This is a genomic window from Arthrobacter sp. SPG23, from assembly GCF_000876655.1.
Taxonomy (GTDB): Bacteria; Actinomycetota; Actinomycetes; order Actinomycetales; family Micrococcaceae; genus Arthrobacter.
This window is the reverse complement of record NZ_JYCN01000018.1, coordinates 180,911-205,512: the sequence shown is the minus strand read 5'-3', so window position 1 is coordinate 205,512 and position 24,602 is coordinate 180,911. Positions and strand designations below refer to the sequence as shown.

The 24,602-nt window shown below is 64.7% G+C and carries 23 protein-coding genes; 16 read left to right on the top strand and 7 right to left on the bottom strand.

Annotated elements, in window-relative coordinates:
- The first annotated feature begins 12 nt into the window (after nucleotides 1–12).
- Nucleotides 13–336, top strand: a complete 324-nt coding sequence (locus tag TV39_RS11720) for a 2Fe-2S iron-sulfur cluster-binding protein (RefSeq protein ID WP_043481849.1) — start codon at nucleotides 13–15, stop codon at nucleotides 334–336.
- A 118-nt stretch (nucleotides 337–454) separates the two neighbouring features.
- Here TV39_RS11720 and TV39_RS11715 read toward each other — a convergent pair whose 3' ends face one another.
- From TV39_RS11715 to TV39_RS11690, 6 genes are all read right to left on the bottom strand, one after another.
- The gene (locus TV39_RS11715) at nucleotides 455–1,606 is read right to left on the bottom strand and encodes a glycosyltransferase (RefSeq protein WP_043481847.1); all 1,152 of its coding nucleotides are present in this window, start codon (nucleotides 1,604–1,606) and stop codon (nucleotides 455–457) included.
- A gap of 11 nt (nucleotides 1,607–1,617) precedes the next feature.
- A complete protein-coding gene (locus tag TV39_RS11710) occupies nucleotides 1,618–3,234 on the bottom strand; it encodes an ArnT family glycosyltransferase (RefSeq protein ID WP_043481845.1) in 1,617 nt (538 codons plus the stop codon).
- A 50-nt stretch (nucleotides 3,235–3,284) separates the two neighbouring features.
- Complete coding sequence (locus tag TV39_RS11705) at nucleotides 3,285–4,574, bottom strand: glycosyltransferase (RefSeq protein WP_052500564.1); 1,290 nt, start codon at nucleotides 4,572–4,574, stop codon at nucleotides 3,285–3,287.
- Nucleotides 4,575–4,659: 85 nt separating this feature from the next.
- Complete coding sequence (locus tag TV39_RS11700) at nucleotides 4,660–5,376, bottom strand: hypothetical protein (RefSeq protein ID WP_144406394.1); 717 nt, start codon at nucleotides 5,374–5,376, stop codon at nucleotides 4,660–4,662.
- Nucleotides 5,373–7,898 carry a galactose oxidase early set domain-containing protein gene (locus TV39_RS11695; RefSeq protein WP_082049684.1) on the bottom strand — a complete coding sequence of 842 codons (2,526 nt, stop codon included), beginning with the start codon at nucleotides 7,896–7,898 and terminating at the stop codon, nucleotides 5,373–5,375. Before TV39_RS11695 ends, TV39_RS11700 begins: the two co-directional genes overlap by 4 nt.
- Before the next feature lie 288 nt (nucleotides 7,899–8,186).
- The gene (locus TV39_RS11690; protein ID WP_043481838.1) at nucleotides 8,187–8,834 is read right to left on the bottom strand and encodes an acVLRF1 family peptidyl-tRNA hydrolase; all 648 of its coding nucleotides are present in this window, start codon (nucleotides 8,832–8,834) and stop codon (nucleotides 8,187–8,189) included.
- 52 nt (nucleotides 8,835–8,886) lie between these two features.
- Between TV39_RS11690 and TV39_RS11685 the strand changes: the two genes are divergently transcribed.
- The 15 genes from TV39_RS11685 (at nucleotide 8,887) to nusB (ending at nucleotide 23,060) form a co-directional block, all read left to right on the top strand.
- On the top strand, nucleotides 8,887–10,311 hold the full coding sequence (locus tag TV39_RS11685) for a replication-associated recombination protein A (RefSeq protein WP_043481836.1): 1,425 nt from the start codon (nucleotides 8,887–8,889) through the stop codon (nucleotides 10,309–10,311).
- A 222-nt stretch (nucleotides 10,312–10,533) separates the two neighbouring features.
- Nucleotides 10,534–10,929 (top strand): cupin domain-containing protein, encoded by a 396-nt coding sequence (locus tag TV39_RS11680; protein WP_043481833.1) that lies wholly within the window; start codon nucleotides 10,534–10,536, stop codon nucleotides 10,927–10,929.
- A gap of 231 nt (nucleotides 10,930–11,160) precedes the next feature.
- Nucleotides 11,161–11,787: a 30S ribosomal protein S4 gene (gene rpsD / locus TV39_RS11675; RefSeq protein ID WP_011692125.1), complete on the top strand. Its 627-nt coding sequence runs from the start codon at nucleotides 11,161–11,163 to the stop codon at nucleotides 11,785–11,787.
- 144 nt (nucleotides 11,788–11,931) lie between these two features.
- Nucleotides 11,932–12,306 (top strand): DUF948 domain-containing protein, encoded by a 375-nt coding sequence (locus tag TV39_RS11670; RefSeq protein ID WP_043481831.1) that lies wholly within the window; start codon nucleotides 11,932–11,934, stop codon nucleotides 12,304–12,306.
- Nucleotides 12,307–12,323: 17 nt separating this feature from the next.
- Nucleotides 12,324–12,554 (top strand): DUF6167 family protein, encoded by a 231-nt coding sequence (locus TV39_RS11665; protein WP_235347369.1) that lies wholly within the window; start codon nucleotides 12,324–12,326, stop codon nucleotides 12,552–12,554.
- 193 nt (nucleotides 12,555–12,747) lie between these two features.
- Nucleotides 12,748–15,426, top strand: coding sequence for an alanine--tRNA ligase (gene alaS, locus TV39_RS11660; RefSeq protein WP_043481829.1), 2,679 nt, complete (start codon nucleotides 12,748–12,750; stop codon nucleotides 15,424–15,426).
- 7 nt (nucleotides 15,427–15,433) lie between these two features.
- On the top strand, nucleotides 15,434–16,033 hold the full coding sequence (gene ruvX / locus TV39_RS11655; protein ID WP_043481827.1) for a Holliday junction resolvase RuvX: 600 nt from the start codon (nucleotides 15,434–15,436) through the stop codon (nucleotides 16,031–16,033).
- Nucleotides 16,030–17,640 carry an endolytic transglycosylase MltG gene (gene mltG, locus TV39_RS11650; protein WP_043481825.1) on the top strand — a complete coding sequence of 537 codons (1,611 nt, stop codon included), beginning with the start codon at nucleotides 16,030–16,032 and terminating at the stop codon, nucleotides 17,638–17,640. Before ruvX ends, mltG begins: the two co-directional genes overlap by 4 nt.
- Nucleotides 17,637–18,497: a shikimate dehydrogenase gene (locus tag TV39_RS11645; protein WP_043481823.1), complete on the top strand. Its 861-nt coding sequence runs from the start codon at nucleotides 17,637–17,639 to the stop codon at nucleotides 18,495–18,497. Before mltG ends, TV39_RS11645 begins: the two co-directional genes overlap by 4 nt.
- A 26-nt stretch (nucleotides 18,498–18,523) precedes the next feature.
- Nucleotides 18,524–19,723, top strand: coding sequence for a chorismate synthase (gene aroC, locus TV39_RS11640; protein WP_043481820.1), 1,200 nt, complete (start codon nucleotides 18,524–18,526; stop codon nucleotides 19,721–19,723).
- Nucleotides 19,723–20,322, top strand: coding sequence for a shikimate kinase (locus TV39_RS11635; RefSeq protein WP_442853493.1), 600 nt, complete (start codon nucleotides 19,723–19,725; stop codon nucleotides 20,320–20,322). The genes aroC and TV39_RS11635 overlap by 1 nt, the downstream gene beginning before the upstream one ends.
- Complete coding sequence (gene aroB / locus TV39_RS11630; RefSeq protein ID WP_043481817.1) at nucleotides 20,319–21,410, top strand: 3-dehydroquinate synthase; 1,092 nt, start codon at nucleotides 20,319–20,321, stop codon at nucleotides 21,408–21,410. The genes TV39_RS11635 and aroB overlap by 4 nt, the downstream gene beginning before the upstream one ends.
- A complete protein-coding gene (locus TV39_RS11625) occupies nucleotides 21,410–21,943 on the top strand; it encodes a tetratricopeptide repeat protein (RefSeq protein ID WP_043481814.1) in 534 nt (177 codons plus the stop codon). Before aroB ends, TV39_RS11625 begins: the two co-directional genes overlap by 1 nt.
- 143 nt (nucleotides 21,944–22,086) lie before the next feature.
- Complete coding sequence (gene efp, locus TV39_RS11620) at nucleotides 22,087–22,650, top strand: elongation factor P (RefSeq protein ID WP_043481812.1); 564 nt, start codon at nucleotides 22,087–22,089, stop codon at nucleotides 22,648–22,650.
- Entirely contained in the window at nucleotides 22,650–23,060 is a 411-nt protein-coding gene (gene nusB / locus TV39_RS11615) for a transcription antitermination factor NusB (protein WP_043481810.1), read from the top strand. Before efp ends, nusB begins: the two co-directional genes overlap by 1 nt.
- 60 nt (nucleotides 23,061–23,120) lie before the next feature.
- Here nusB and TV39_RS11610 read toward each other — a convergent pair whose 3' ends face one another.
- Complete coding sequence (locus tag TV39_RS11610) at nucleotides 23,121–24,404, bottom strand: PrsW family intramembrane metalloprotease (RefSeq protein WP_043481809.1); 1,284 nt, start codon at nucleotides 24,402–24,404, stop codon at nucleotides 23,121–23,123.
- Nucleotides 24,405–24,602: the final 198 nt, after the last annotated feature.

The window sequence follows — 24,602 nt, the reverse complement described above, 5'->3', positions numbered from 1 at the left end:
GGAACCACCAGCATGAGCAACAACGAACTCACCGTAATCGACCGCGAAGGCTCCACCCACCGCCTTGAATGGGAGCCGGACCAGACGATGATGGAGGCCCTCCGTGACAACGACCTGCCCGTCCTGGCCTCCTGTGGCGGCACCGCCTCGTGCGCGACGTGCCACGTCTTCCTCGACAAGGAGGTCTTCGACACGCTGGGTGAACGCAGCGAGGACGAACTGGAACTGCTCGTCGAAGCGGAGGGCTACCAGGAGTGCGGTTCCAGGCTCTCCTGCCAGCTCGACTTCAGCCGGGAACTCAACGGAGTAACCGTCACCCTGGCACCCGAGGACTAGCACGCCCGGTTCGACGGTTCCCTGCGCACTGGATGTCCGGCCGGTGTTTAAGCTGTTGTCGCAGCAAGGTCGAATGGGCACGGAACCGTCGAAATGGTATCAGTCGTGGCCGGATTCCTTACACGACAGGGTCGCCCTGCGCCCGGGGCACCAAAGGCTCGCGACGGCTGCCCAGCGCGGTGGCCGCGGCCGGTGTAGCCTGCCTTGACCGGTAGACGACCTTGGAGTGGTAGAGATACCTCAAGGTGAACGCGGCCAGAAGAGTAATTCCCTGGGCAATGACGCTGTTGATCATATGCGTTTCGACGGCGAACATCAGGATGGGCAGCCGGAGCAGTGCCTCGGCGTTATTGAACCCGAAGGAGTACAGGAAACGGGTCGTCCGCGAATTCGCTGTGTGCAGCGTTGCGCCGAAAACCAGTCGTTCCTGCATCAGGAAGTTCGAAACGATGGTTAGTTCCGCAGCGACAATGGCCGCTAAAACGTAGTGTGACCCTGCAGCCAGCAGAAGGCCCATAATCAGGAGGTTGAGGACGGCGCCGACTGCGCCGACGCCTGCGAAAAGCCCGGCCCGGCCGACGCGGAGATGCAAGAGCTGATGGAGGAAGCCCATGCCCGCGCGGACGCCTGCCTTGGAAGTTCCGGCCGCGCGCTTTTCGAAGATGAAGGGAACTTCCGAGATAGCCAGGCGATGCCTTCCCAGAATCTCAAGAAGGATTTTGAATCCACCTGGGCGGAGCCGGTCATAATCCACGGTCGAGCGGCGCAGCGCGAAGAAACCGGTCAAAGGGTCGGAGCAGTCGCCCAGTTTCGACGGGAACAGACATCGTGTCAGCAGCGATGCACTGCCGGAGACTATCCGCCGGTAAAGGTTGGCGAGCCCGTAGGCGCTACTTCCCGGACCGCAATACCGGGAGGCCAGGGCGACGTCATTGCCGCTGCCTTCGAGCTCCGCAAGCAGGACCGGGATCATCTCAGGCGGGTGCTGGAGATCACCGGCCATGACAAGGCAGTAGTCCGCTGAGCTGGACTGCAGCCCCCCGACGACGGCGCCGCTCAAAGTGCCATTGGGCTCTGCCCGGTGGATCAAGCGGACCGGGAGCGACGCAGCCGTTGCGGCACGGCAAATGACCTCAGGCGTGTTGTCGGAGGAATCATCAACAAAAATGATTTCGGCATCCAGGTCCTTGCAGGCCCCCGCCACACGGTTGACGAGCTGCTCGATGTTGGGTGCTTCATTGGCGGTAGGTACGATCACCGAAAGTCTCACTGCAGCTGTTCCTATCGCTCGTTGGTTCGCGGTGGGACGGGAACTTCCACGCGGCGGATAGTCCACTCGCCAAACGTCCGGACAGGCGTGGAGTGGCTCAGGGCGGAAGCTGCCCGGCTCAGGCCCAGACTGTCGATGTTGGCCGATACAGACGGTCCGACGATGATCCAGTCGATCTCCTGCCAGCCGTCGGGGTGGGCTGTTTCAAATTGTTTGTCAAGGTCAGGTTTCTCCGTGGCGATCATGGTCCAGGAATCGTTCCACCCGCTGGAATTGAGGTCGTACCACATGGAGTAGGGGGCCAGGACGACGTCCTCGCGGGAGATGTTGTCCTGAACCCAGGAGAGGGTCTGCCGCCAGTTGGCGTTATTTTCGGCCGTCAGCAGGTCCCTGTCCTGTTCGAACCATTGCGGCACGGACATGAGGACCAGAGCGGAGCAAAGGACCGCCACAAATACTGCCCGCAGTCGTCGCGTAAGGTCCGGTCGGGCCCCGCCGAGCTTCTCCAGCCAGGACCACGCAATGTCGACGCCGGTGCCGAGCGCTAAGGCAAGGAAGGGGATTACTCCTATGATGTACATCGCCGGCAGGTAACCTTGGCCCACGATTATCGGGATGGCGAAAGAAAAGATGGCCACCGTTAACACCCGCGACTGTTTTCTCAGCAGGCAGAGGACGGCTGCGGCGAGACCGGCTGCAATGAGGTATTTGTCGAAATAGAGCCAGCCTGCCAACAGTTCCGCACGGCTGGAACCGGCTTCGAAAATCGTTCCCGACCCTGAGCGCTCCAGGAACTGGTACGTCAGGGCGTCTTGGAGGGAAACATGGCCCTGTCCTGAGAAGAGCTCGTTCCGCAGCAGCGCCGACAGGGGGTAGAAGGCGAGTATCAGCCCTCCTACCGTGAGGAATCCAACCACGGAGAACGAACGGTTGCTCCAGCGGGGACGGTACATGAGCGCAATCAGCAGCGCCGGTCCGAAAATCGCGAGGGTCTCTTTGGAAAGGACTGCGACGGCGAAGCAGATGCCCGCGCACACGTGGTGCCACAGGGCGTCGCGGGATGACAGGGCAAGGTAGAAGGCCAGCAACAGCCAAGGGACCCCAATGTTGTCGAGGTAGATCTGCCGTCCAAGGACTAGGGAGAGCGGAGAAAGGATAAAAATCACGGTGGTCAGGGCGGCAAATGGAACGCGGACCTTCATGCGCCTGGCGACCATGTAGAGCAGGACAGCGCTGGCAACGAAGTATGCAGCGATGACGTAGCGCGTTGCACCGATCGCGGTCCCGTCGCCGAGGCCCAGCAATGTCGGAAGCCAATTAATGGCCGCGATCTGTATCCACCCGAGCGGAGGGTGGTCGTACCAGTACGTGTACGGGGCCAGACTTCCGGAATGAACGGCAAAGGCCTGGGCTGTATATGTCCCCTCGTCGTCCTGGTAGCTGGGAGCGCCGGTCAGGTTCCACAGACTGAGAACAGCTGCCATTGCAGTTAGCAGACACAGCGTGACGCGGTCCCAGAAGGAAAGCTGCGTCAGCGAGAACGGTGCATCGGGTCCCGGGCCCCGGTGCTGGGGTGAACCGCTGGTCTTGCGTTCTATGACGGACGGTTCGAGCTCCGCAACTGCCATGATTTCTTCCTTCTTAGTCTGGCTTGATGCACTGACGGACAGTGCCGAATCTAGGGACGGACAGCTGCGGTCACTGCGGGTTCGAGGTAGGAAAGATGCGCGCCGGAATGGTCGGTCTTTTCCCAGCCGAAGTCGCGGCGGATGAACTTGATCAGTGCGCGCAGGGCGGAAAAGGCAAGCACCAGCTGGTAAAGGGGAGTGCCAACAATCAGGCGCAAGTAGTCGTACCAGGTGATGGTGAACTTATGGTCCCGGCCGAATTCCTGGAGCATGCAGATGTCGAAGGCAATGGTCGCCAGGGTTGGGACCAGGGGAAGGAAAGCCACGAGCGTGACAACGAGCGGGAACCCGCCCCACACGGCTGCGAAGATTGCCACGGGAATGCAGACGCCGGCGAAGGCCATGAAGTGCTGTTGCATCAGGGTCCACCAGGCAATGGCACGCATCTTTCGGGTGGGCAGGTTCTTCCAGTCGCCTTTGGCGAAGACCTGCATAAAGCCCAGCGACCAGCGGGTCCGCTGGCGCACCAGGGCCTTCAGGGTGTCCGGAGTTTCTTCGCGGGTGACCAGTTCGGGGGAGTAGGCAACGATGATCTTCCGCCCGAGGGTGGACAGTCGGACACCCAGGTCGCAGTCCTCGGCAAGGCAGTTCCCGTCCCAGCCGCGGACTTCGTCGAGGAGCTCACGTTTAATGAACACCGTGTTTCCGCCCAAGGGTATGAACCCCTGCCGCGAGTGGGCATGCAACCGGGACCTGAACCAGGTGAAGTACTCCAGGCAGTTACGCAGTGAGTACCAGGTGTCACGGTAGTTGATGAGTTGGACGGCCCCTTGGACCACGTCTGCGTTCTTCGTTGCGAAGACGCTGTCGATGTGTGCGAGCAACTCTTTCGCCGCTATCGATTCGGCATCGAACACACCCACCACGCTGTTGCGGCACATGGACAGCGCCTTGTTGAGCTGCCGCGGTTTGTTCTTGGTCTCGCTGACGTCCACGCTGACGCGGACGAAGTCCGGATATTCGCGGGCGAGCGCATGCGCCGTCTGAACGGTCTCCGGGTCGTCATGACCCACCGAGATGATCACTTCCTTACGGGAATGCGTCTGACCCAGTAGCGCTGAAAGGGTTGCCCGCATCACGTCCTCACGCTCGTTCCTGCAGGGCATGATCAGGGAGAAAGAGCACGCTTCCGACTCCTGCAGGCCAGAGTAGGACGTGCGGATTTGGGTCTTGGGATCCCACCACGCATACGTGTTGAGGTACAGGGTGGACAACGCAATGGCGAACAGAGCCAAAGCAATCAGGACGACCAGGGCGCTGGCCAGCACGGAAACAGGCATGGGGTAGCTCCAATGAAAGGTGGCGGGCTCGGAATGGATCGTGGGATGAAGTTCAGGCGGTCAGCGCGGGGTTTAGCGCTGGTGGTCAGTCGGCGGGGCCGCAGGCCATCCCGTCGTCGTTCGGGTCCAGCTTCTGGGGGTCGACGCTTACCTGCCGGACGGCGATGCCATTCGGGAAGTATTCGCGGACTTCGGCGCAGTTCCAGTCGTGCGCCATTGAACCGGGATCCAGGCCGGCGTTTTTCATATCCTGGAGGTGCTGGCTTTGGCTCGGCGGAACCGCGGGCAGGCACTGGCCGTCCTCGCCGTACTGGGGCAGGCAGCCGCCAAGGGAAACTTCCCGGGACCCCAGCACCGCTGCCGGGTCCACGGCCGCCTGCTCCGCGAGGCCGGAGGAACGGTCCCTGGCATCGCGACTGGCTCCTGCTGCCGGACCGACTTCCGCGTTTGCCGCCTCATTCAGTGACACCTCTGCCCTGCTGCCGATTCCAGTGGCTTCGTCCGCGCGGGCCGCCGCCGGGCTGTCGTTCCCGGCAGGCTTCGGCAGTTCTTGCGGTTGTCCGCCGAGTGGCGCCGCGGTGGGGCCGTGGTGTGGCGACCCGGCCGTGGTACCGGAGACTGCTGCCGGTTCCGGAACGGGCAGCACCGGGGCCGCCGTCCGGTGCGTGGCGGCATCAACCGTTGCCACGGTTGAGACGGCCGAAATGCCGCCCCATGTCACTGCTGCCGCCACGGCGAGGCCGGAAGTGGCAAGCACAGCGGTCCAGTGCCTGGCGCGGTTTGATTTCTTGAGAGTCGTCATGAGATCCACACCCACTTGGAGATGCTCGGGACGCCGTTAGTGTCGAGGACTGAGAGCATGTAGGGCCCCGGCGGAAGGAGATTCGGGTTGTTCGGTATTTGGGCCGTGCGGCTGCCGCCCGTTCCCGCAATGGGAAGGTCGACGAGCCGTGCGTTGGTGTCCGTCTGGTGGGTCGCGGACATCGGCGACATGAGGGAAGCTGATGCCACGTTTCCCGTGACCCCCAGCTCGATGGTCTGCCCGTAACTTGCTGATCCAGGAATGGCAGTGACCGTAGGGCGGATTCCCTTGAACATGTAGGGCGGGCTGTACACGGAGATCCGCAGTTCAAAGGAGTTATCCAGCGGATTCGACCCCATGATGGCCACCTTGCCGTCGGGCAACAGGATCGACGTCGAGTGGTAGTTGCGTCCCACCGGGTCGGCCCCGATCTCCTTCCACGAGTTGGTCGCGGGGTTGTAGAGAGAGGCGGTTTGGACATTTCCTGCACGGTTCAGCTGTGCGCCGTTCGCTGCCAGGACCGTTCGGTCCGGAAGGTTGACGAGGTTGACGTAGGTCTTGCCGGGGCCGGGGAGATCCGGGCCGGGTACATAAGCGGGGGCCGCCTGCTTGAAGTCGATGATGTCCACGAGGTTGATGCTTGGAGTGTTTCCGTCGGTATTTCCGCCGCCCACGATCATCAGCTTCTGGTCTTGGGCAGGCCCGATAAAGACGGAACCTGCCTGGTCCCTCATGTCTTTTTGCCGAAGCCCGGGAACGTCCCACATCCTGGCCGTAGTCCAGTCGTACACCCGGGCTCCTGTGCCGGGGAGGCCGTTTCCGAAGGTATGTCCGCCGGTGTAAAACATCTTGCCGTCGTCGAGCAGGAACATGTGCGGGTAGGTGCCCCAGTAGCTCCAGGTCTGCGGCACCTGGTTTTGCGGCAGCCAGTCCATGGCCGAGGTATCGAACATCTCCGTGAGGACAGTTCCCTGGGCCTGCTCGTCAATGCCGCCGGCCGACCAGACGTCCCCGTTGCCGAGCTTGGTGAGCGACGGGTACCAGTGGGCGCCGGTCATGTCACCGATCTGGTGAAATTGGTTATCGGCGGGATCGAAGTAGTAGCTCTTTTTCGCGCCCTTGAAGGCGGTGGGCCCGTCAGTGTTGGCGGGGAAGGCTTCGGTGCCGCCGGCGAGCAGGACCTTGCCGTCAGGCAGGGTGACATGACCGGCGCAGAACATGTCGTAGGGGATGGGGACGTCTTGGAAGGTGTTGGTGCCGGGTGTCCAGACCACGGCCTTGAACGAACCCGCGGTGAAGGCTGCCCCGTCGTTGCCCGAACCCGCCACGAGCAGCAGGCGTCCGTCGTGAAGCAGAGTCGAGTGGATCGCACGGATGGGAAGCTCGGTGGTCAGCACCTCCCAGGAGCCGACGAGGTCCGGTCCGCCGGTAACCGGCGGCGGTGCAGGATCGTACTTCATCATTGAGTAGTTGGTGGTCTTGAGGGACCCGTTGGCACTGAGGGACAAGCCAAAGGAGATCCGGTCAACGCCTTGGGGTATCACTGGAGTCCGTGCCTGGGCAGTCGTCCAGGCCGTGCTGGCCGGCAGGGTCTTCAAGTCGGTCCAGTATTGCCACCCGGTGGCATGGTGAGCGAAGACAGTCAGGTTTGTGCCGGGAACGGCATTTGTCTTGTAGTCGACCTCGAGGTCGTACTGGGCTCCGGGCACTACCGCGGGTGCGCAGCCAGCCTGTTCCGATTGAATGAGTTTAGCGTCGCCGGAAACATAGGACGAAATTGTCAGATCTTGCGACCGCGTGCCTGCTGGTGAATTCACGGGGACGTCAGTGGAAAGTGAAGAGGTGAGCTGGCGGTTCCCCCAACCGCCGATGCTAAAGCACGTTGGCAATTGTGCCCCGGCAGCCAAATTGCCATTAACAATCAGTTCTCCAGTGTTACCCACTGGGCCGGTGCCCGCACTTTGCATGAGGGAATAGTCGTCGGTGACCAGGGTTCCGTTGGCCGCGAGCGAAAGGCCAAAGGCAACCTGGTCGGTACCTTCCGGAATTACCGGCGTCACCGCCGCGGCAAGCGTCCAGCCGACGGCCGGTGCCTGCCGTTCGACATCACCCCAGTAGCTCCAGCCCTGGGCTGTGTGCCGGAAAATCGTGAGAGAAACCGGTGCGGTGGACTTGTACCAGATGCCCATCTCGTAGCTCTGTCCCGGCGTGACCGCCGGGGCGCAATCCGCGCTCTCCGTCTGAAGTAGTTTTCGATCCCCTTGCGTATAACCGGAGATCGTCACCGCATAGGACCGGCCGCCATTGCGGCCCTCGGCGAAGGACCACTTTCCAGGGGTGCCCCAGCCGGAGGCCTTGAAGCAGGTGGGATACCCGGTGCCTGCCTCAACGGAAGGATTCTTGACAAGATTGACGGGTTCGGCCGCAGACGCGACCAGTGGGTCGCCGGCGAAACAGTTCACGGTAAAGAGGAGGGTCAGCGTCGCGGCAATGATGGTGGTTTTTCGAGGTGAATTCTTCATCGCCCCGCACCCGCCACCATTATCAAACTTTTTGGGAGCAATATAAAAGCAGTCCGGCGCAGTTTACGCGGAACGTGCAGTAATAATTCCAAAAAGGCATCCACTGATCTACCCCCGCAGTTATTCCAGACCCGAGATGAATTGATGAGCGAGTCTAACTTTGGGAATGAAAGGCAGAAACGAGTGGTGACTACTTGTTCTTTTCGGGCATGCACTCGAAGGGAGCATTATCTACGTGAGTAGGCTGCTGAGACCCCTGTTGCTTGAGTGGCCAACGAGTATGCGGTGCTAAGCCGGCGGGTCGGTCACCAGGATCCGGACCGAGCACGCGGCGGCCGCAGCCTGCTTCACCACAGAAGCGCGCGGGTCCGGGACGTCCAGGAACGGCAGCCTGGACAGCGCCGCGTAGCGTTTCAGCACGGGTTCCGCGAGGACCTGCCCGGCCAGGGCGCGGTCGCCGCCCGGCGCCAGATATTCGATCCGGTGCTCCGCGAAGATCCGGTCGGCGTGCCCGGCGACCGCCTCCACCAAGGCGTCCGCCTGGTTGGTGCGGCGCCGGGCGAACCGCTGCTGGGACCCGCCGCCTGCAGCAGTCTTCGACTGGATGTGGCGGGTGCCGGTCTTCGAGGCCAGGGCTGCGCCGTCACGGACCACCGCCACTGAGTACCCGCCCCGGCGGACAAGCACCAGCCCGAGCGTCCGGGACTGCGCCGCCAGCGAAGCAATCCGCGCCACGGCGTCCCCGCCACGGCCGGGCCGGCCGTCCGCCGGCCACGGCGGCTGCAACAGCGCCACGGCACCGTCCGCAGCGGACAGCTGCAGGCCGCCGTCGAGCTCTTCCTCCACCAGGGGGCCGTGACTTGCGGCAAACCGCTCCACCCACCCCGGCAGCCGTTCACCGGAGACGAACGCCACACGGGACTCTGGGGTAGGCATCGCGTGGTTCTCCGTTGCTAGGGGCGTCCTGAACTAGAAGTAGCCTATCTATGTGGATGATCTCTTTGGCCAAGGGCCGGACAACGACGACGACGGCGGGACGGTGACGCCGTCCGGGTCGGCAGTTTCCGGGCCGGCCGCCGGCCGGACGCAGCCCCGGAGCCCGCTCGCGGTCAGGATGCGTCCCCGCACCCTGGATGACGTGGTAGGCCAGCAGCACCTGCTGGGGCAGGGGTCCCCGCTGCGCCAACTGGCCGCCGGCGCCGGTGCCGATTCGGCGGGCCCGGCCGGCCCGACGTCGCTCATCCTGTGGGGCCCTCCGGGCACCGGCAAGACCACTCTGGCGCACGTGATCGCCAAGGGGCCGGGGCGGAAGTTCGTCGAACTCTCCGCCATCACCGCCGGCGTGAAGGATGTTCGCCGGGTCATGGACGAAGCCCTCACGGCGCGGGACCTGTACAAAACCACCACTGTGCTCTTCCTCGACGAAATCCACCGATTCAACAAAGCCCAGCAGGACGCGCTGCTGCCGGGGGTCGAAAACCGCTGGGTGGTGCTCGTGGCCGCAACCACAGAGAATCCGTCCTTCTCGGTGGTGTCACCGCTGTTGTCCCGCTCGCTGCTGCTGACGCTCCGCCCCCTGACAGATGCCGACATCGAGGGACTGGTCCAGCGGGCCGTGGCTGATTCCCGCGGGCTTAACGGGACGGTGACGCTTAGCGAGGAGGCATTGGCCCACCTGGTCAGGCTGTCCGGTGGCGACGCGCGCCGTGCGCTGACGGCGCTGGAAGCGGCCGCCGGAGTGGCCTTTGGTGATGCCGACGACGCCGACGACGGTCCCGTCACGGTGGAACTGCGGCACACCGAGCGCGCCCTGGATGTTGCCGCGGTCAGGTACGACCGCGCAGGGGACCAGCACTACGATGTCGCCAGCGCCTTCATCAAATCGATCCGCGGTTCCGACGTGGACGCCGCACTCCACTACCTGGCCCGCATGCTGGAAGCAGGGGAGGACCCCCGGTTCATCGCCCGGCGCATCGTGATCTCGGCCGCGGAGGACGTCGGGATGGCGGACCCCACGGCCCTGCAGACCGCCGTCGCGGCGGCGCAGGCCGTGCAGCTCATCGGCATGCCCGAGGGGCGGATCGTGCTGGCTGAGGCCGTGGTCCACCTGGCAACGGCCCCGAAGTCCAACGCCGCCTACATGGGCATCAATAAAGCCACCGCCGATGTCCGCGCCGGCCTGGGCAACGGCATCCCCGCCCACCTGCGGGACGCGCACTACCCCGGATCCAAACAGCTCGGTCACGGGCAGGGCTACAAATACGCGCACGACGCCCCGCACGGGGTTGCCACCCAGCAATACCCGCCGGACGACCTGGTTGGCCGGGACTATTACCAGCCCACGGCCAACGGCGCCGAACGCGATATTTCCACCCGGCTGGAGCGGCTCCGGAAGATCATCCGCGGCGGCTGAGCGGCCTGTCCGGACAGGCCGGGACAATGTGCCGTTGACTTCCGGCGGCGGAGGGCTAACGTTGAATTACGTCAGCATGGATCTGTTGTACGTGCGTGTCTTGAGGGGGACATCAGCACACATGCCGGTTGTTCATACACCCAGGCCCCAAGTCGGCGGCCGGCACGGAATCGCCTTGGCACAACCCTCATGCGCCCCCTCCCATCTCCCAGGTCGTGTCACATGTCCGTAAATTTCGTCACAGCAATGTCCGTGAAGTCCTTCGATGTCCCGGACAAAAAGCGTTGCCCCGACAAAGCGGAGTTCGACCTCGTCACCGTCAATGACTATTCGGTGGCCCGGCTGATCCTTGCTCCCGGCTGGCGGTGGTCCGAAAGCATCAAGCCCTTCGAGAAGACCGACTTCTGCCAGCACAACCACCTCGGCTTCTGCGTTTCCGGAGTGTTGGAAGTGGAAACCTCCGACGGCGTCCGTTCCGTCATCCGCGCCAACGACACGTACACCCTGCCTCCCGGGCATGATGAGTGGGTGGTGGGTAGCGAGCCGTTCATCGCCGTCGAGTTCCTGGGCGCCGCTTCCTTCGGCCGGGCCAGCCACGGCGGCCACGCGCGGACCTGAAGGCGGCCCGGACAGCAGGCGGCCGGGGCGGCCGGCCGCATCATGGTAGGATAGTTCGTTGTCTGGCAAGGCACGGACGCACAATCCACTGATTATTCAGCATTTCATGCTGTCTTGATGTTTTTGGTGGGCTGTCGGCCGGTGCCCAGTAGCAAAAGGCAGCGGTTGGCCGATGCTCTCCATCGTGGAGGCCAGTAACACTGACACACCGCAGATATTGGAAGGACACAAGTGGCTAACAACACTCGTGCTCGCCGTACCGCACGCCTTTCGCGTGCACTCGGCATTGCTCTGACCCCCAAGGCCGCCAAGTACATGGAGCGCCGCCCGTACGGCCCCGGTGAGCATGGCCGTGCCCGCAAGAAGCAGGACTCCGACTACGCCGTACGTCTGCGCGAAAAGCAGCGTCTGCGCGCCCAGTACGGCATCCGCGAAGCCCAGATGACCCGTGCCTTCGAAGAAGCACGTCGCACCAAGGGCCTGACCGGTGAAAACCTGATCGAACTGCTCGAAATGCGTCTCGACGCCCTCGTGCTGCGTGCCGGTTTCGCCCGCACCATCGCCCAGGCCCGCCAGCTGGTTGTGCACCGCCACATCCTGGTTGACGGAATCCGCGTTGACCGCCCGTCCTTCCGCGTCGGCGAGGGCCAGCTGGTCCACGTCCACAGCCGCAGCGAAACCATGCCTCCGTTCCAGGTTGCAGCAGCCGGCGCTCACCGCGACGTCCTGCCCCAGGTTCCGGCCTACCTGGACGTCAAGCTTGACGCCCTGCAGGCACGCCTGGTTCGCCGCCCGAAGCGCTCCGAGGTTCCCGTAACCTGCGAAGAGCAGCTCGTCGTCGAATTCTACGCACGCTAAATAAAAGCAGCGTATCCAAAGAAGCCCGTGGCAAGCGCCGCGGGCTTCTTTGTATGTAAGGTACTGGGGGGAGTTCCGCAAGAGCGGCCACGGACCAGTGCCGAACCCGCAGCAGTCCACGGAAATACAAGGAGATGAACGTCTATGTCTGGTGGCGATATTGCCGGCCTGATCGCGGCAGGGGTGTTTGCGCTCCTCGTGCTGCTACTCGCCGTGCCGATCCTGAAGCTCGGACGGGTTTTTGACGAAGTCCGGACGTCCATCCGTTCCATTAGCGACGGTGCCACGCCCCTCATGGACGAAGTCACCGCCACGGTTTCCACCACGAACCAGCAGCTCAAAAAAGTTGACGGCATCTCATCCAATGTCTCGGACGCCTCAGCCAATATCTCCGCACTCTCGTCCCTTGTGGCGGCAACCGTGGGATCTCCGCTGATCAAGGTGGCAGCCTTCAGCTACGGAGTCCGCTCCGCCCTCTCTGCCAAGAAGAAACCCGCCACCGGCCGCCGCAGCCGCTAATCCCGACGGAGCACTCAATGAAAAGAATCCTCTGGATGGGAATCGGCGTCGCCATTGGCGTCATCGCCTTCCGCAAGATCACCGAGGCCCAGTCCACCCTGGGCCCCGAAGGCCTCAACCGCGCGGTGGGACGGTTGGCCGACGGCATCTACGACTTCGCTGACGCAGTCCGCGACGGCATGCAGGAACGGGAGACGGACCTGAGGGCAGCGCTGGGCATCGACAGCCAGGACCTGGTGCGCCGCTAGCCCGCAGCGCCAAAAGCCGTCCCAGGGCGGCCCGGTAGCCAATCCGGTACCCGCGCGGACATCGCAATGCCCGGCGTAGGGGAGAATTAAACCGGTGGCTCCGGCATGTGCCAGGGCAGCCAGGCGTTTCATTGCGTGAACCACACGCATCAGAACTACACGCAGTACACCAAGAAGGGTAAGTAACCAGGTTATGAAGTCGCAGGAGATCACCAAGCGCTGGATCGACTTTTTTGTCAGTAAGGGCCACACGGCGGTGCCTTCCGCATCACTGGTCTCCAGCGACCCCTCCCTGCTGTTCACGGTGGCCGGCATGGTTCCGTTCATTCCGTACCTGACGGCCCGCGAAGAGGCGCCCTACAACCGCGCCACCAGCGTGCAGAAGTGCATCCGCACGGGCGACATCGAAGAAGTTGGCAAGACCGCCCGCCACGGCACCTTCTTCCAGATGTGCGGCAACTTCTCCTTCGGCGACTACTTCAAGGAAGACGCCATCAAGTTCGCCTGGGAACTGCTCACCACCAGTGTTGACGACGGCGGATACGGACTGCCGCCCGAGAAGCTCTGGGTCACCGTCTACGAAGAGGACGACGAGGCCGAGCAGCTCTGGCTCAAGAACACCGGCATGCCCGCCGCACGGATCCAGCGGATGGGCAAGGCGGACAACTACTGGTCCACCGGCCAGCCCGGCCCGGCCGGCCCCTGCTCCGAGATCTACTACGACCGCGGCCCGTCCTACGGCGTCGAGGGCGGCCCCGTTGCCGACGAGAACCGCTACGTTGAAATCTGGAACCTCGTGTTCATGCAGTACCAGATCGACAACGTCCGCTCGAAGGTGGACTTCGACATCACGGGTGAACTGCCCAAGAAGAACATCGACACCGGACTGGGCATGGAACGCCTGGCAATGATCCTGCAGGACGTCGAGAACATGTACGAGACCGACCAGGTCCGTCCCGTCATCGACAAGGCCGCTGAACTCTCCGGCAGGGAATACACCTCGGCCGAGTCCGCCGACGATCCGCACCACACCGACGATGTCCGGATGCGGGTGGTGGCGGACCACATCCGGTCCGCCCTGATGCTGATCGCCGACGGCGTCACCCCCTCCAACGAAGGCCGCGGCTACGTGCTGCGCCGCCTGATCCGCCGTGCCGTGCGCTCCATGCGCCTGCTCGGCGTCGAAAAGGCCTGCCTGCCGGATCTCCTCCCCGCTTCCCGCGACGCCATGAAGGGCGTCTACCCGGTGGTGGAGACCGACTTCGACCGCATCAGCCGCATCGCCTACGCCGAAGAAAAGGCGTTCCTGCGGACCATCGCGTCCGGCACGGCCCGCCTGGAGGACGCCGTGAAGGATTCCAAGGCAGCCGGCCGGCCGCTCTCAGGTGCCGATGCCTTTGCCCTGCACGACACCTACGGCTTCCCGATCGACCTGACGCTGGAAATGGCGGAAGAAGCCGGACTTAAGGTTGACGAACCCGAATTCCGCAAGCTGATGCTCGAGCAGCGCCAGCGCGCCCAGGCGGACGCCAAGGGCAAGAAGGGTGCGCACGCCGACCTCAGCGCCTTCCAGGAGCTGCTGGCAGAGGGTGAGACGGTTTTCACCGGCTACACCGAGCTCGCAGGCGAGTCCAAGGTCCGCGGCATCCTGTCCGGCGGCCGCAAGGTGTCCCAGGCCTCCACGGGCGAGGAAATCGAGCTCGTCCTTGCAGAGACCCCGTTCTACGCGGAAGCCGGCGGCCAGGCCGCCGACACCGGGCTCATCACGGGTGACGGATTCGTCGTCGAGGTCCTGGATGTCCAGCGTCCCGTCAAGGGCCTGAGCGTGCACAAGGCGATCGTCCGCGAGGGCGAAATCGGTGCCGACTCGCTCGTGCAGGCAGCGGTGGACCGCGAGCGGCGCCACTCCGCAGAGCAGGCCCACACGGGCACGCACATCGTCCATGCGGCCCTGCACCAGATCCTCGGCCCTGAGGCCCTGCAGCGCGGTTCCTACAACAAGGCCGGCTACCTGCGCTTCGACTTCGCCTGGGGCGAGGGACTCAGCGCCGCAACGCGCTCCGAGATCGAAGAAGTTTCCAACCTTGCCATTCGCAACAACTTCCAGGTGGAGACCAAGGTAATGGCCCTGGCCGAGGCCAAGGCCCTCGGCGCCATGGCGCTGTTCGGCGAGAACTACGGCAACGAAGTCCGGGTCGTGGAGATCGACGGCGCCTGGTCCCGCGAGCTTTGCGGCGGCACCCATGTGGCCAACACCTCACTCATCGGCAGCCTGTCCCTGCTGGGCGACCAGTCCGTGGGCTCGGGCAACCGCCGCGTGGAAGCTTTCGTGGGAATGGAGGCGTTCCGCCACCTCGCCGCCGAGCGCGCGCTGGTCACGGAGCTCACCGAGATGCTGAAGGTGCCCTCAGGCCTGCTGGCAGACCGCATTGCCACCACCCTGACCAAGCTCAAGACCGTGGAAAAGGAACTGGAGCGCCTCCGCAAGGAGCAGCTGACCGCTGCCGCTGCGCAGCTGGTCGGTACGGCCAAGGACGCTGCGGGGGTGAAGGTCATTGCGCATGACGCCGGACAGGTCAGCGGCGCTGACGACCTCCGCGGGCTGGCCCTCGACCTGCGCAGCCGCCTGGGCTCCGAGGCCGCCGCAGTTGCGGTGGCCGGTGTAAGCAACGACCGCCCCGTAATCCTGGTCGCCACCAACGAGGCGGCCCGCGCGGCGGGCGTGAAGGCCGGAGCCCTTGTCCGGCTCGCAGCCGGAATCCTCGGCGGCGGCGGCGGTGGCAAGGACGACGTCGCGCAGGGCGGCGGTACCGATGCGTCGAAGGTGCCGGCGGCGCTGACCGCCGTCGTGGACGCCATTACGAGGCGATAGCTGAACCGTGAATCAATCTGCTGCAACCGACGCCTACCCCCGGGGCATCAAACTGGGGGTGGACGTAGGCACGGTCCGTGTGGGCGTCGCCGTCTGCGATCTTGACGGCATCCTGGCCACACCGTTGAAGACGCTGGAACGGAACGCCAGGAAGAATACGGATGTCCGTGTCCTTGCGGCCCTGGCCGCCGAGCTTGGTGCCGTGCAGGTCTTCGTCGGGCTGCCCCGGACGCTCAAGGGCGAAGAGCATGCTTCGGCGCGGATGGCGACGGACTACGCGGAGTTGCTGGCGGACGCGCTTGCGGCCAACGGCTGTGACATTCCGGTACAGCTCGTGGACGAGCGCTTGAGCACGGTGACGGCCCACCGCAACCTGCACGAAGCTGGCATGAGCAGCCGGAACCACCGTAAGGTAGTGGATCAGGTTGCGGCAGCAGGAATACTCCAGCACGCAATCGACATGCAAAAAGCCAGGGGAACGGATGTGGGAAGCCGCGTGTTCGCGGTCTCCCAGCCGGGGCTTCCCGGGGACGCCGCAGCGGAAAACGCTGAGCGGGCAGTCCCCGGAGTCAATGTGCAATCTTCAGAAAATGGAAGGCAACAGTGAGCCCGGTTAACAGCGGCGAGTCCTCAGGTGAGGAATTCAGTGACTCCGGACGTCAGCTGACGCGCAAGGAAGTCCGTGCCAGGGAGAAATCCCTGACCACCGAAGGCAATGACGTGGTCCCACCGCAGGCGTTCGAAACCGGCCACTCGCCGCAGGTCCCGCCCGCCATGCCGGCGGAGCCGCCCACAGTCCAGCAGGACGCGGAACTTCGCCACGACGGGACTGTGCACCACGAAAGCTCCGCGGAGTTGGCTCCGCATGCCCATGGGGCGCCGGCTGAGCAGCACGGAGACGCCGTTCACCACGAGGACGGGGCGCACCAGGACTACGCGGAGCACCACGACTTCGCCGGGCACCAGGACTACGCGGAGCACCACGAGGACGCAGGGCACCACGACTTCGCAGGGCACCACGAGGACGAGGCGCACCATGTCTACGACGACGCCGACCTCTACGCGGCGGGGGAGCACCCCGACGAGCACTATGAGGAGCCGGCACACCAGCTGATGGCTGGCAGTTCGTCAGTGGCTGTCGTTCCGGCCAAGTCGAAAAAGGTCCGCCGCCGTCGCCGCTGGCTGGCGCTTTTGCTGACGCTGGCGGTTTTCGTCACCGCATTGGTGGTAGGAGCCCAGTTCCTCAAACCCCTGCTGGGCGGCGACACCATCGCCGATTACCCGGGGCCGGGCACCGGCGAGGTGAATGTTTCCGTTGAGCCGGGTGAAGGCACCAGGTCCGTTGCCACCAAGCTCGCTGACCAGAAGGTCGTCGCGAACGCGGACACGTTCCTGCGGGAGCTCACGGCTTCCGGCGGCACCATCGCCCCGGGCGAATTCCAGTTCCGCCAGGAGATGAAGAATTCCGACGCCGTGGCCGTGCTGCTGGGCAAGGGCGAAGGCAAGGTCATGTACTTTGCCCTGAGCGCCGGACTGCGGATCGGCGAATCGCTGCAGGCCATCTCCCAGGGGTCGGGTATTCCGATCGCCCAGCTCAAGACGCTCAGCGATTCCCCGGCCCAGTTCGGGCTGCCGGCCAAGGCCAAGAACCTTGAGGGCTATCTGGCACCCGGCGAGCACCGCTTCCCGCTGGGGACGCCGGCCAAGGAGATCCTCCAGAACCTCGTGACCACCACCACCGACGAGCTCAAGGCCCAGGGGGTCACCGATCCCGCGAAGCAATACGACGTGGTCACGGTCGCCAGCATCGTCCAGGCCGAGGGCGGGCAGGCCGAGTACGGCGACGTGGCCGGCGCCATCTACAACCGGCTCAAGCCGAACAACACCGAGACGGCCGGGCTGATCCAGTCCGATGCGACGGTGACCTACGGGCTGGGAATCAAGAGCTTCCACATCGACGAGGACCAGAAGGCTGACAAGTCGAACCCCTACAACACCTACGCCAACCAGGGACTTCCGGTGGGCCCCATCGGGTCGCCGGGCAAGAACGCCATCGATGCGGCGGCCAAGCCGAAGACGAACGATTACATGTACTGGGTGACCATCAACCTGGACACCAAGGAGACGAAGTTCTCCAAGACGCTGGCTGAGCACAACCAGTATGTGGAGCAGTACAACGCCTGGTGCGCCGCCAACGCAGGACGTTGCACGTGACCTTGAAGGCTGCCGTCCTTGGGCACCCGATCGGCCATTCAAAGTCCCCGGCCCTGCACCGCGCTGCCTACGCCCGGTTGGGCGTGGACGTCGAGTACTCCGCCATCGATGTGACCGTCGCGGACCTTCCCGCGTTCATGGCGTCGGTCCGCGACGAGCCCGGCTGGCGCGGCCTGTCCGTCACCATGCCGCTCAAGACCGCCATGGTTTCCGAGGTGGATGAGGTGCGCGGCGTGGCCGGCATCCTCGGAGTGGTCAACACCGTTGTGTTTGAAGCCGACGGGGCATCAGTGCGACGGATCGGTTACAACACCGACGTCGCAGGCATCGTCAACGCCGTGCAGCATGCCGGCGTGGTGTCCGCGCCGTCAGCTGTTGTCCTGGGCGGCGGCGGCACCGCTGCCGCGGCGATCGCTGCGCTCAAGGATCTCGGCGCCCCGTCTGCCGATGTTTTCGTACGTGACGTGGGCCGGGCGGCGGAAGCCCGCGCCGCCTCCGAAGGTGTGGGCCTTTCTGTCCGCATCCTGCCGCTGTCCGGGGCGGCCGCGGCAATGGCCGCCGCCGACGTCGTCATTACCACGCTCCCGCCCCGCGGGGCGGACGCCCTGGCCGATGAGCTCGCGGCCCTCGGGACCCGGACTCCCGGGGTATTGCTGGATGTCGCCTACGATCCCTGGCCCAGCCGGATTGCCTCGGTCTGGCAGGACGGAGGAGGCGCCGTCGTTCCCGGCCTGGAGATGCTGCTGTACCAGGCGGTGGAGCAGGTCCGGTTCTTCAGCGGCCTCGGCGACCGCGTCACGGCCGAAGTCATAGATGTGATGTGTGACGCAGTCGGGGCACCCCGACGAGTGTTCTAACCGCCCTACGTGGCAGGATGGATTTTATGTTGCGTTGGTTGACTGCCGGTGAATCCCATGGACCGGCACTGGTCGGAATTATTGAAGGCGTGCCTGCCGGTGTTGAACTCACCAGCAGCCAGATCGCCGATGCCCTGGCCCGTCGGCGCCTCGGTTACGGCCGCGGTGCCCGGATGAAGTTTGAGCAGGACGTGGTGACCGTCCTCGGCGGTGTGCGCCACGGCATGACCCAGGGCGGCCCCGTGGCCATCCAGGTGGGCAACACTGAATGGCCCAAGTGGGAGCAGATCATGTCTGCGGACCCGGTTGCCCCTGAAGTCCTCGCCGACCAGGCGCGCAATGCACCGCTGACGCGTCCGCGTCCCGGCCACGCGGACTTCACGGGAATGCAGAAATACGGCTTCGATGAAGCACGCCCGGTACTGGAGCGCGCCAGTGCCCGCGAAACCGCCACCCGCGTCGCACTGGGCACCGTGGCGTCGCAGTTCCTCAAGCAACTGGGCATCGAACTGGTCAGCCACACGGTGTCCATCGCCAGCGTCGCCGTGCCGGAAGGGCGCCCGCTGCCCGTACCCGCCAACGTGATCGCCCTGGATGCGGATCCCCTCCGCTGCTTTGACCGGGAAACCTCGGACGCCATGGTGGCCGAGGTGGACGCCGCCCACAAGGAAGGCGAAACCCTCGGCGGAGTGGTGGAGGTGCTGGCCTACGGCCTTCCGCCCGGCCTCGGCAGCTACGTCCACTGGGACCGCCGGCTCGACTCCCGCCTCGCCGCCGCCCTGATGGGCATCCAGGCCATCAAGGGGGTTGAAGTGGGCGACGGCTTCCTGACCGCCTCCCGCCGTGGCTCGGCCGCCCACGACGAAATCGTCAAGGACTCCGACGGCCGGATCATCCGCACCAGCAACCGGGCCGGCGGCATCGAAGGCGGGATGAGCATCGGCGACGTCCTCCGCGTCCGTGCGGCGATGAAGCCCATTGCCACCGTTCCGCGCGCACTGAAGACCATCGATGTCAGCACCGGGGAAGCAGCCAAGGCTCACCACCAGCGCTCGGATGTCTGTGCTGTTCCGGCCGCCGGCGTAGTGGCTGAAGCCATGGTGGCGCTGGTGCTGGCCGAGGCAGTGGCGGAGAAGTTCGGCGGCGACTCGGTCGCGGAAACGGCACGCAATATCAAGGGTTACCTGGACAACATTCCGGCGTCCCTGGACTCGATCGGCCAGTAGTGCCGGCCAGCAGCAGGAAAGGCGCTGCGGCCGGGCGGCCCATTGCGCTTATCGGACCCATGGCCGTCGGCAAATCGGCAATCGGCCACCAGCTTGCGCAACAGCTGGGGGCGGCCTTTGTGGATACCGACGTCGTGATCGTCGAAAACCACGGCACCATTCCGGACATTTTCGCCGCCCGCGGCGAGCGTGCGTTCCGGGAAATTGAAGCCCGGACCGTCGCCCGCATCATCGAGGAGGCCGCGAACACCGGAACCGTCATTTCCCTCGGCGGCGGTGCCGTCCTCGACTCCGGCACCCAGCAGCTGCTTCGGCGCTGCACCGTTGTCTACCTTGAGTGCGACGCCGACACGGTTTCCGAGCGGATTGCCCGGAACTCGGGCCGTCCGCTCCTGGCCGGAGACGCCATGGGACGCTGGCGTGCGCTTTTCGCCACCCGCCAGCCCGTGTATGAACGGCTTGCCGACCTTGTCTTCGATGTCCGCCACGGATCCGTCGCGGATCTTGGGCATCGGCTCGAAGAGGCGCTGCGTGAGTACGCGGCGGTACAGACCGCGGCGGCGGAGCCAGTGGCCGCAACAAAGGAAGTTGAAAAGTGAGTAGCGAATCAACCGTCATCAAAGTCACCGGCAAGTCGCCGGCTGAGAACTACGACGTCGTTGTGGGCCGCGGCCTGCTTGAACGCCTTCCGGCGCTGCTGGGGGAGCGGGTCAAACGGGTCCTGGTCATACACCCGCGTGCCCTGCGGCTCACCGGCGACACTGTCCGCGACGAACTGGAGTCGGCCGGTTTCACTGCGCTGACTGCGGAAATCCCGGACGCCGAAGAAGGCAAGCACATCCAGGTCGCCGCGTTCTGCTGGCAGGTCCTGGGACAAAACGACTTCACCCGCTCGGACGCCGTAGTCGCCGTCGGCGGCGGCGCCGTCACGGACCTCGCAGGTTTCGTGGCTGCCACCTGGCTCCGCGGGGTCAAGGTCATCCACATGCCCACCAGCCTCCTCGGCATGGTGGATGCCTCCGTCGGCGGCAAGACCGGCATCAACACGGCCGAGGGCAAGAACCTGGTGGGTGCATTCCACCCGCCGGCCGCGGCCCTCGCCGACCTTGATACGCTCACCACGCTGCCGAAGAACGAGCTTATTTCGGGCATGGCTGAGGTCATCAAGTGCGGGTTCATCGCCGACCCCGCCATCCTGGACCTCGTGGAGAAGGACCCGTCCGCCGTGACCGACCCGCAGTCGGCAGTCCTCCGCGAACTGATCGAGCGCGCCATCGCCGTGAAGGCCGACGTCGTGTCTGAGGACCTCAAGGAAACGGGCCGGCGCGAGATCCTCAACTACGGTCACACCCTCGGCCACGCGATCGAACTGGTGGAGCGTTATTCCTGGCGCCACGGCGCGGCCGTGTCGGTGGGGATGATGTTCGCGGCTGAACTCGCCCGCAGCGTGGGGCGCCTTAGCGACGCCGACGCCGACCGCCACCGCACCATCCTGGAATTGCTCGGACTCCCGATCACCTACCGCCGGGACCGGTGGCAGGGGCTGCTGGACGGGATGCGCCGGGACAAGAAGTCCCGCGGCGACCTCCTCCGTTTTGTGGTCCTCGACGGCGTTGCACGCCCGGGAATCCTGGACGTTCCGGACACGTCCCTGTTGTTCGCCGCGTACCAGGAGATTGCCTCTTGATGATGGGCGACGTCATGATTGATGCCATGGGCGGCACGAGCGAGTGGCCGGACGGCGGGTTCCCGGGTGTCAAGATCAACCCTGACACCCTCATGCCCGGAATCGTCAACGAAGAAGCCTGCAACCTGGCGCTGCAGGCGTCCTCCGACCCCGCGGACCGCATCATGGTCCTCCTGGCGGAAGGCCACGCAGGGGATGCCGCGGAGCTCCTGGCCGAAGCACGCTACAACGATCCCGAGTCCTTCCGGCTCCGTGCCTTCGAAGCCGAGGTCCTGCGGGTTTCCAAGCGCTATGACCGTGCCGTGGATCTCTACCGCCAACTGCTGGCAGAGGTCCAGGGCACCGAGCTGGAGGCCATGGCGCACCAGCACCTCGGACGTGCCTATTACGCCGGCGGCAACACCGCAGCGGCTGTCGACGAGTTCGCCAAGGCCCTGGACCTGCGCGTAGCGGGGGCCGCGGACGCGGCGTTGATCTACTCGTCCACCGTTGCGCTGCAGCGGGCCAGGAAAGTCCTGGAAATGTCGTCCTAGGGGCCGTCGCAGCAGCCCGCCGGCATTACCGGTAGAATGGTTCTTGGATTTTTGACAAATACTCGCTGGCTGCCTTTTGGCGTGCCTGCCTGACATAACCGGCTGGCGGCTAGAAGCAGTCAGATACAAACCAGAGGATACCCGTGGCAACCACAAACGACATCAAGAACGGAACCGTGCTGAAGCTTGAGGGCCAGCTCTGGAACATCATCGAGTTCCAGCACGTCAAGCCGGGCAAGGGCGGCGCTTTCGTCCGCACCAAGATGCGCAACGTAATGTCCGGCAAGGTGGTTGACAAGACCTTCAACGCCGGCCTCAAGATCGAGACTGCCACGGTGGACCGCCGCGACTACCAGTACCTGTACCAGGACGGCGCAGACTTCGTGTTCATGGACACCCAGGACTACGACCAGATCACCGTCTCCGGCGCCACCGTGGGTGACGCCACGAACTTCATGCTCGAAAACCAGATGGTCAACATCGCCATCCACGAAGGCACCCCCCTGTACATCGAACTTCCGCCGAGCGTCGTGCTCGAAATCACCTACACCGAGCCGGGCCTGCAGGGCGACCGCTCCTCTGCCGGCACCAAGCCGGCCACGCTGGAAACCGGCTACGAGATCCAGGTGCCGCTGTTCGTTGAGAACAACACCAAGGTCAAGGTCGACACCCGCGACGGCAGCTACCTTGGCCGGGTCAGCGACTAGTGAGCGCCCGCGGTAAGGCCCGTAACCGGGCCCTGGATGTTCTCTTCGAGGCGGAGCAGCGCTCCCTCTCGGCTTTCGATGTGCTGCGGTCGCGCCGCGAACAAACCGACCAGATCGTCAACCCCTACACCCTTGAGATCGTCGAAGGCGTGGTATCCCACCAGGCTGCCATCGACGAATTCCTGGAGACCTACTCCCAGGGCTGGACGCTGGAACGCATGCCGTCGGTGGACCGCATCATCCTGCGCATCGGCACGTGGGAGCTGCTCTACAACGACGACGTTCCCGACGGCGTGGCGGTCAGCGAAGCAGTCGCCCTGGCCAAGACGCTGTCCACGGACGAGTCGCCGTCGTTCATTAACGGCCTGCTCGGCCGGCTCCAGCAGCTGAAGCCCTCGCTGCTGGCGTAGCAACAAGACAAAGGACCGGCATCCGCTACAGGCGGGTGCCGGTCCTTTCCTTTACGCCCGCTAGCGGAGCACGGCGTCCCGGCGGGCCACGATTTCCGCGAGTTGGCGGTGTTCGTCCAACTGGTGGGCCCGAACGTCCCGCCCGCTCAGGATCCGTTGCCGGATGAAGGCAAGCCGGGTGGCGGAGCGCTGGAAAGCCTTCATCTGCGGCCCCCGGCCGAACTGCTTCGCCCAGCGGACCCCGGAACGGCGTCCGCCGGCCGTAGCCAGCATCTCCACTTCCCGCGGCGTGAACCATCCAGCGGCGGCATATTCCAGGAGACGCTGCCGGGTCAGCCGGCTTTCCGCCACGCGCAGCAGCACAATAACGACGACTGCCACCAGGAAAATGGGTACCTGGACCACGATGTACTGCACCAGGAAGTCCTGTCCCATGCTGTTCCACATGCTGTGCAGGAGCATCGCGGGGACCAGCCCGACGACGAACGCCACGACGGACAACCCGGGGTGCCAGCGGCGCGCAGCGAAACCGAGGATGAGTCCCGTGGTGCCCGTGAAGATGGCGTGGGCGAACGGGGACATCACACCCCGCAGGAAGAACACCATCGCCAGGTCAGTCCCCGGTGTGGCGGACTCGGCAATGGCGCGGCCGAAGTAGAGGATGTTTTCCGTGAAGGCGAAGCCGCCGGCAATGGTGAAGGCAAACACCACGCCGTCCACGGGACCGTCAAAATGCTTTCGCGCGAGCACCAGGAGCAGCAACAGGCCCAGGGACTTGGCGAATTCCTCCACCACCGGAGCCTGCACGGTGACGGCAAAGGTGGTGTAGTCCATGCCGACAGGCGGCGCCGCCGCCGCCAGCGCAAAGACGGGCTGGAGCAGCAGCGTGACGGAAATGGAGACGGCGGCGCCCCACACGAAGGCGAAGAGCAACAGGCGCTTGGGCTCGGGCTCCCAGCGGTCAATGATGTAGACGGCCAGGAGTACGGCGCTCAAGGGAATCAGGGAAGCGATGAAACCGATCACGAACCCGGTGACGCCGGTGTTGCCCACGAGGTAGGGGAGGACCAGGAAGAGGCTGGCGAAAGCCAGGAAGCCGCCGCCGCCCACGAGGCCGATCACTCCTGCACCGGAGCGGCTGCGCACGGCGGCCGGAGGCATCATGGTGTTCACCGCAGCCGCGTAGTTGCTGGCAGGCGCCGCATGGTAATGATCGGGCCGGACCTGGCCCATCCAGGTGGGGTTGGTCTGCTGCGGAAGGTCCTGCCGGGGCCAGGCGGGCTGCTGCCCGGATCCGTGGCCGCCGGACGGATCGTGCTGCGGCCAGGGCGCGTTCGATGTCATGGAACTGAGCCTATGTCCCTGTAACTGCCGCTACCAAGGCGACAGGCGCGGGGACGTGGCAGCCCTCACCACCGGCCGGGTGTGATGTTAAACGCCTTACCGGCGCCCGGCGGGCAGCGGGCCGGGGATGCAGCGTGTGGTAATTTTGAAGGGCAAATGTTCCTTTTTTAATTCCGTCCCGTGAGGCGGGGAAAGGGG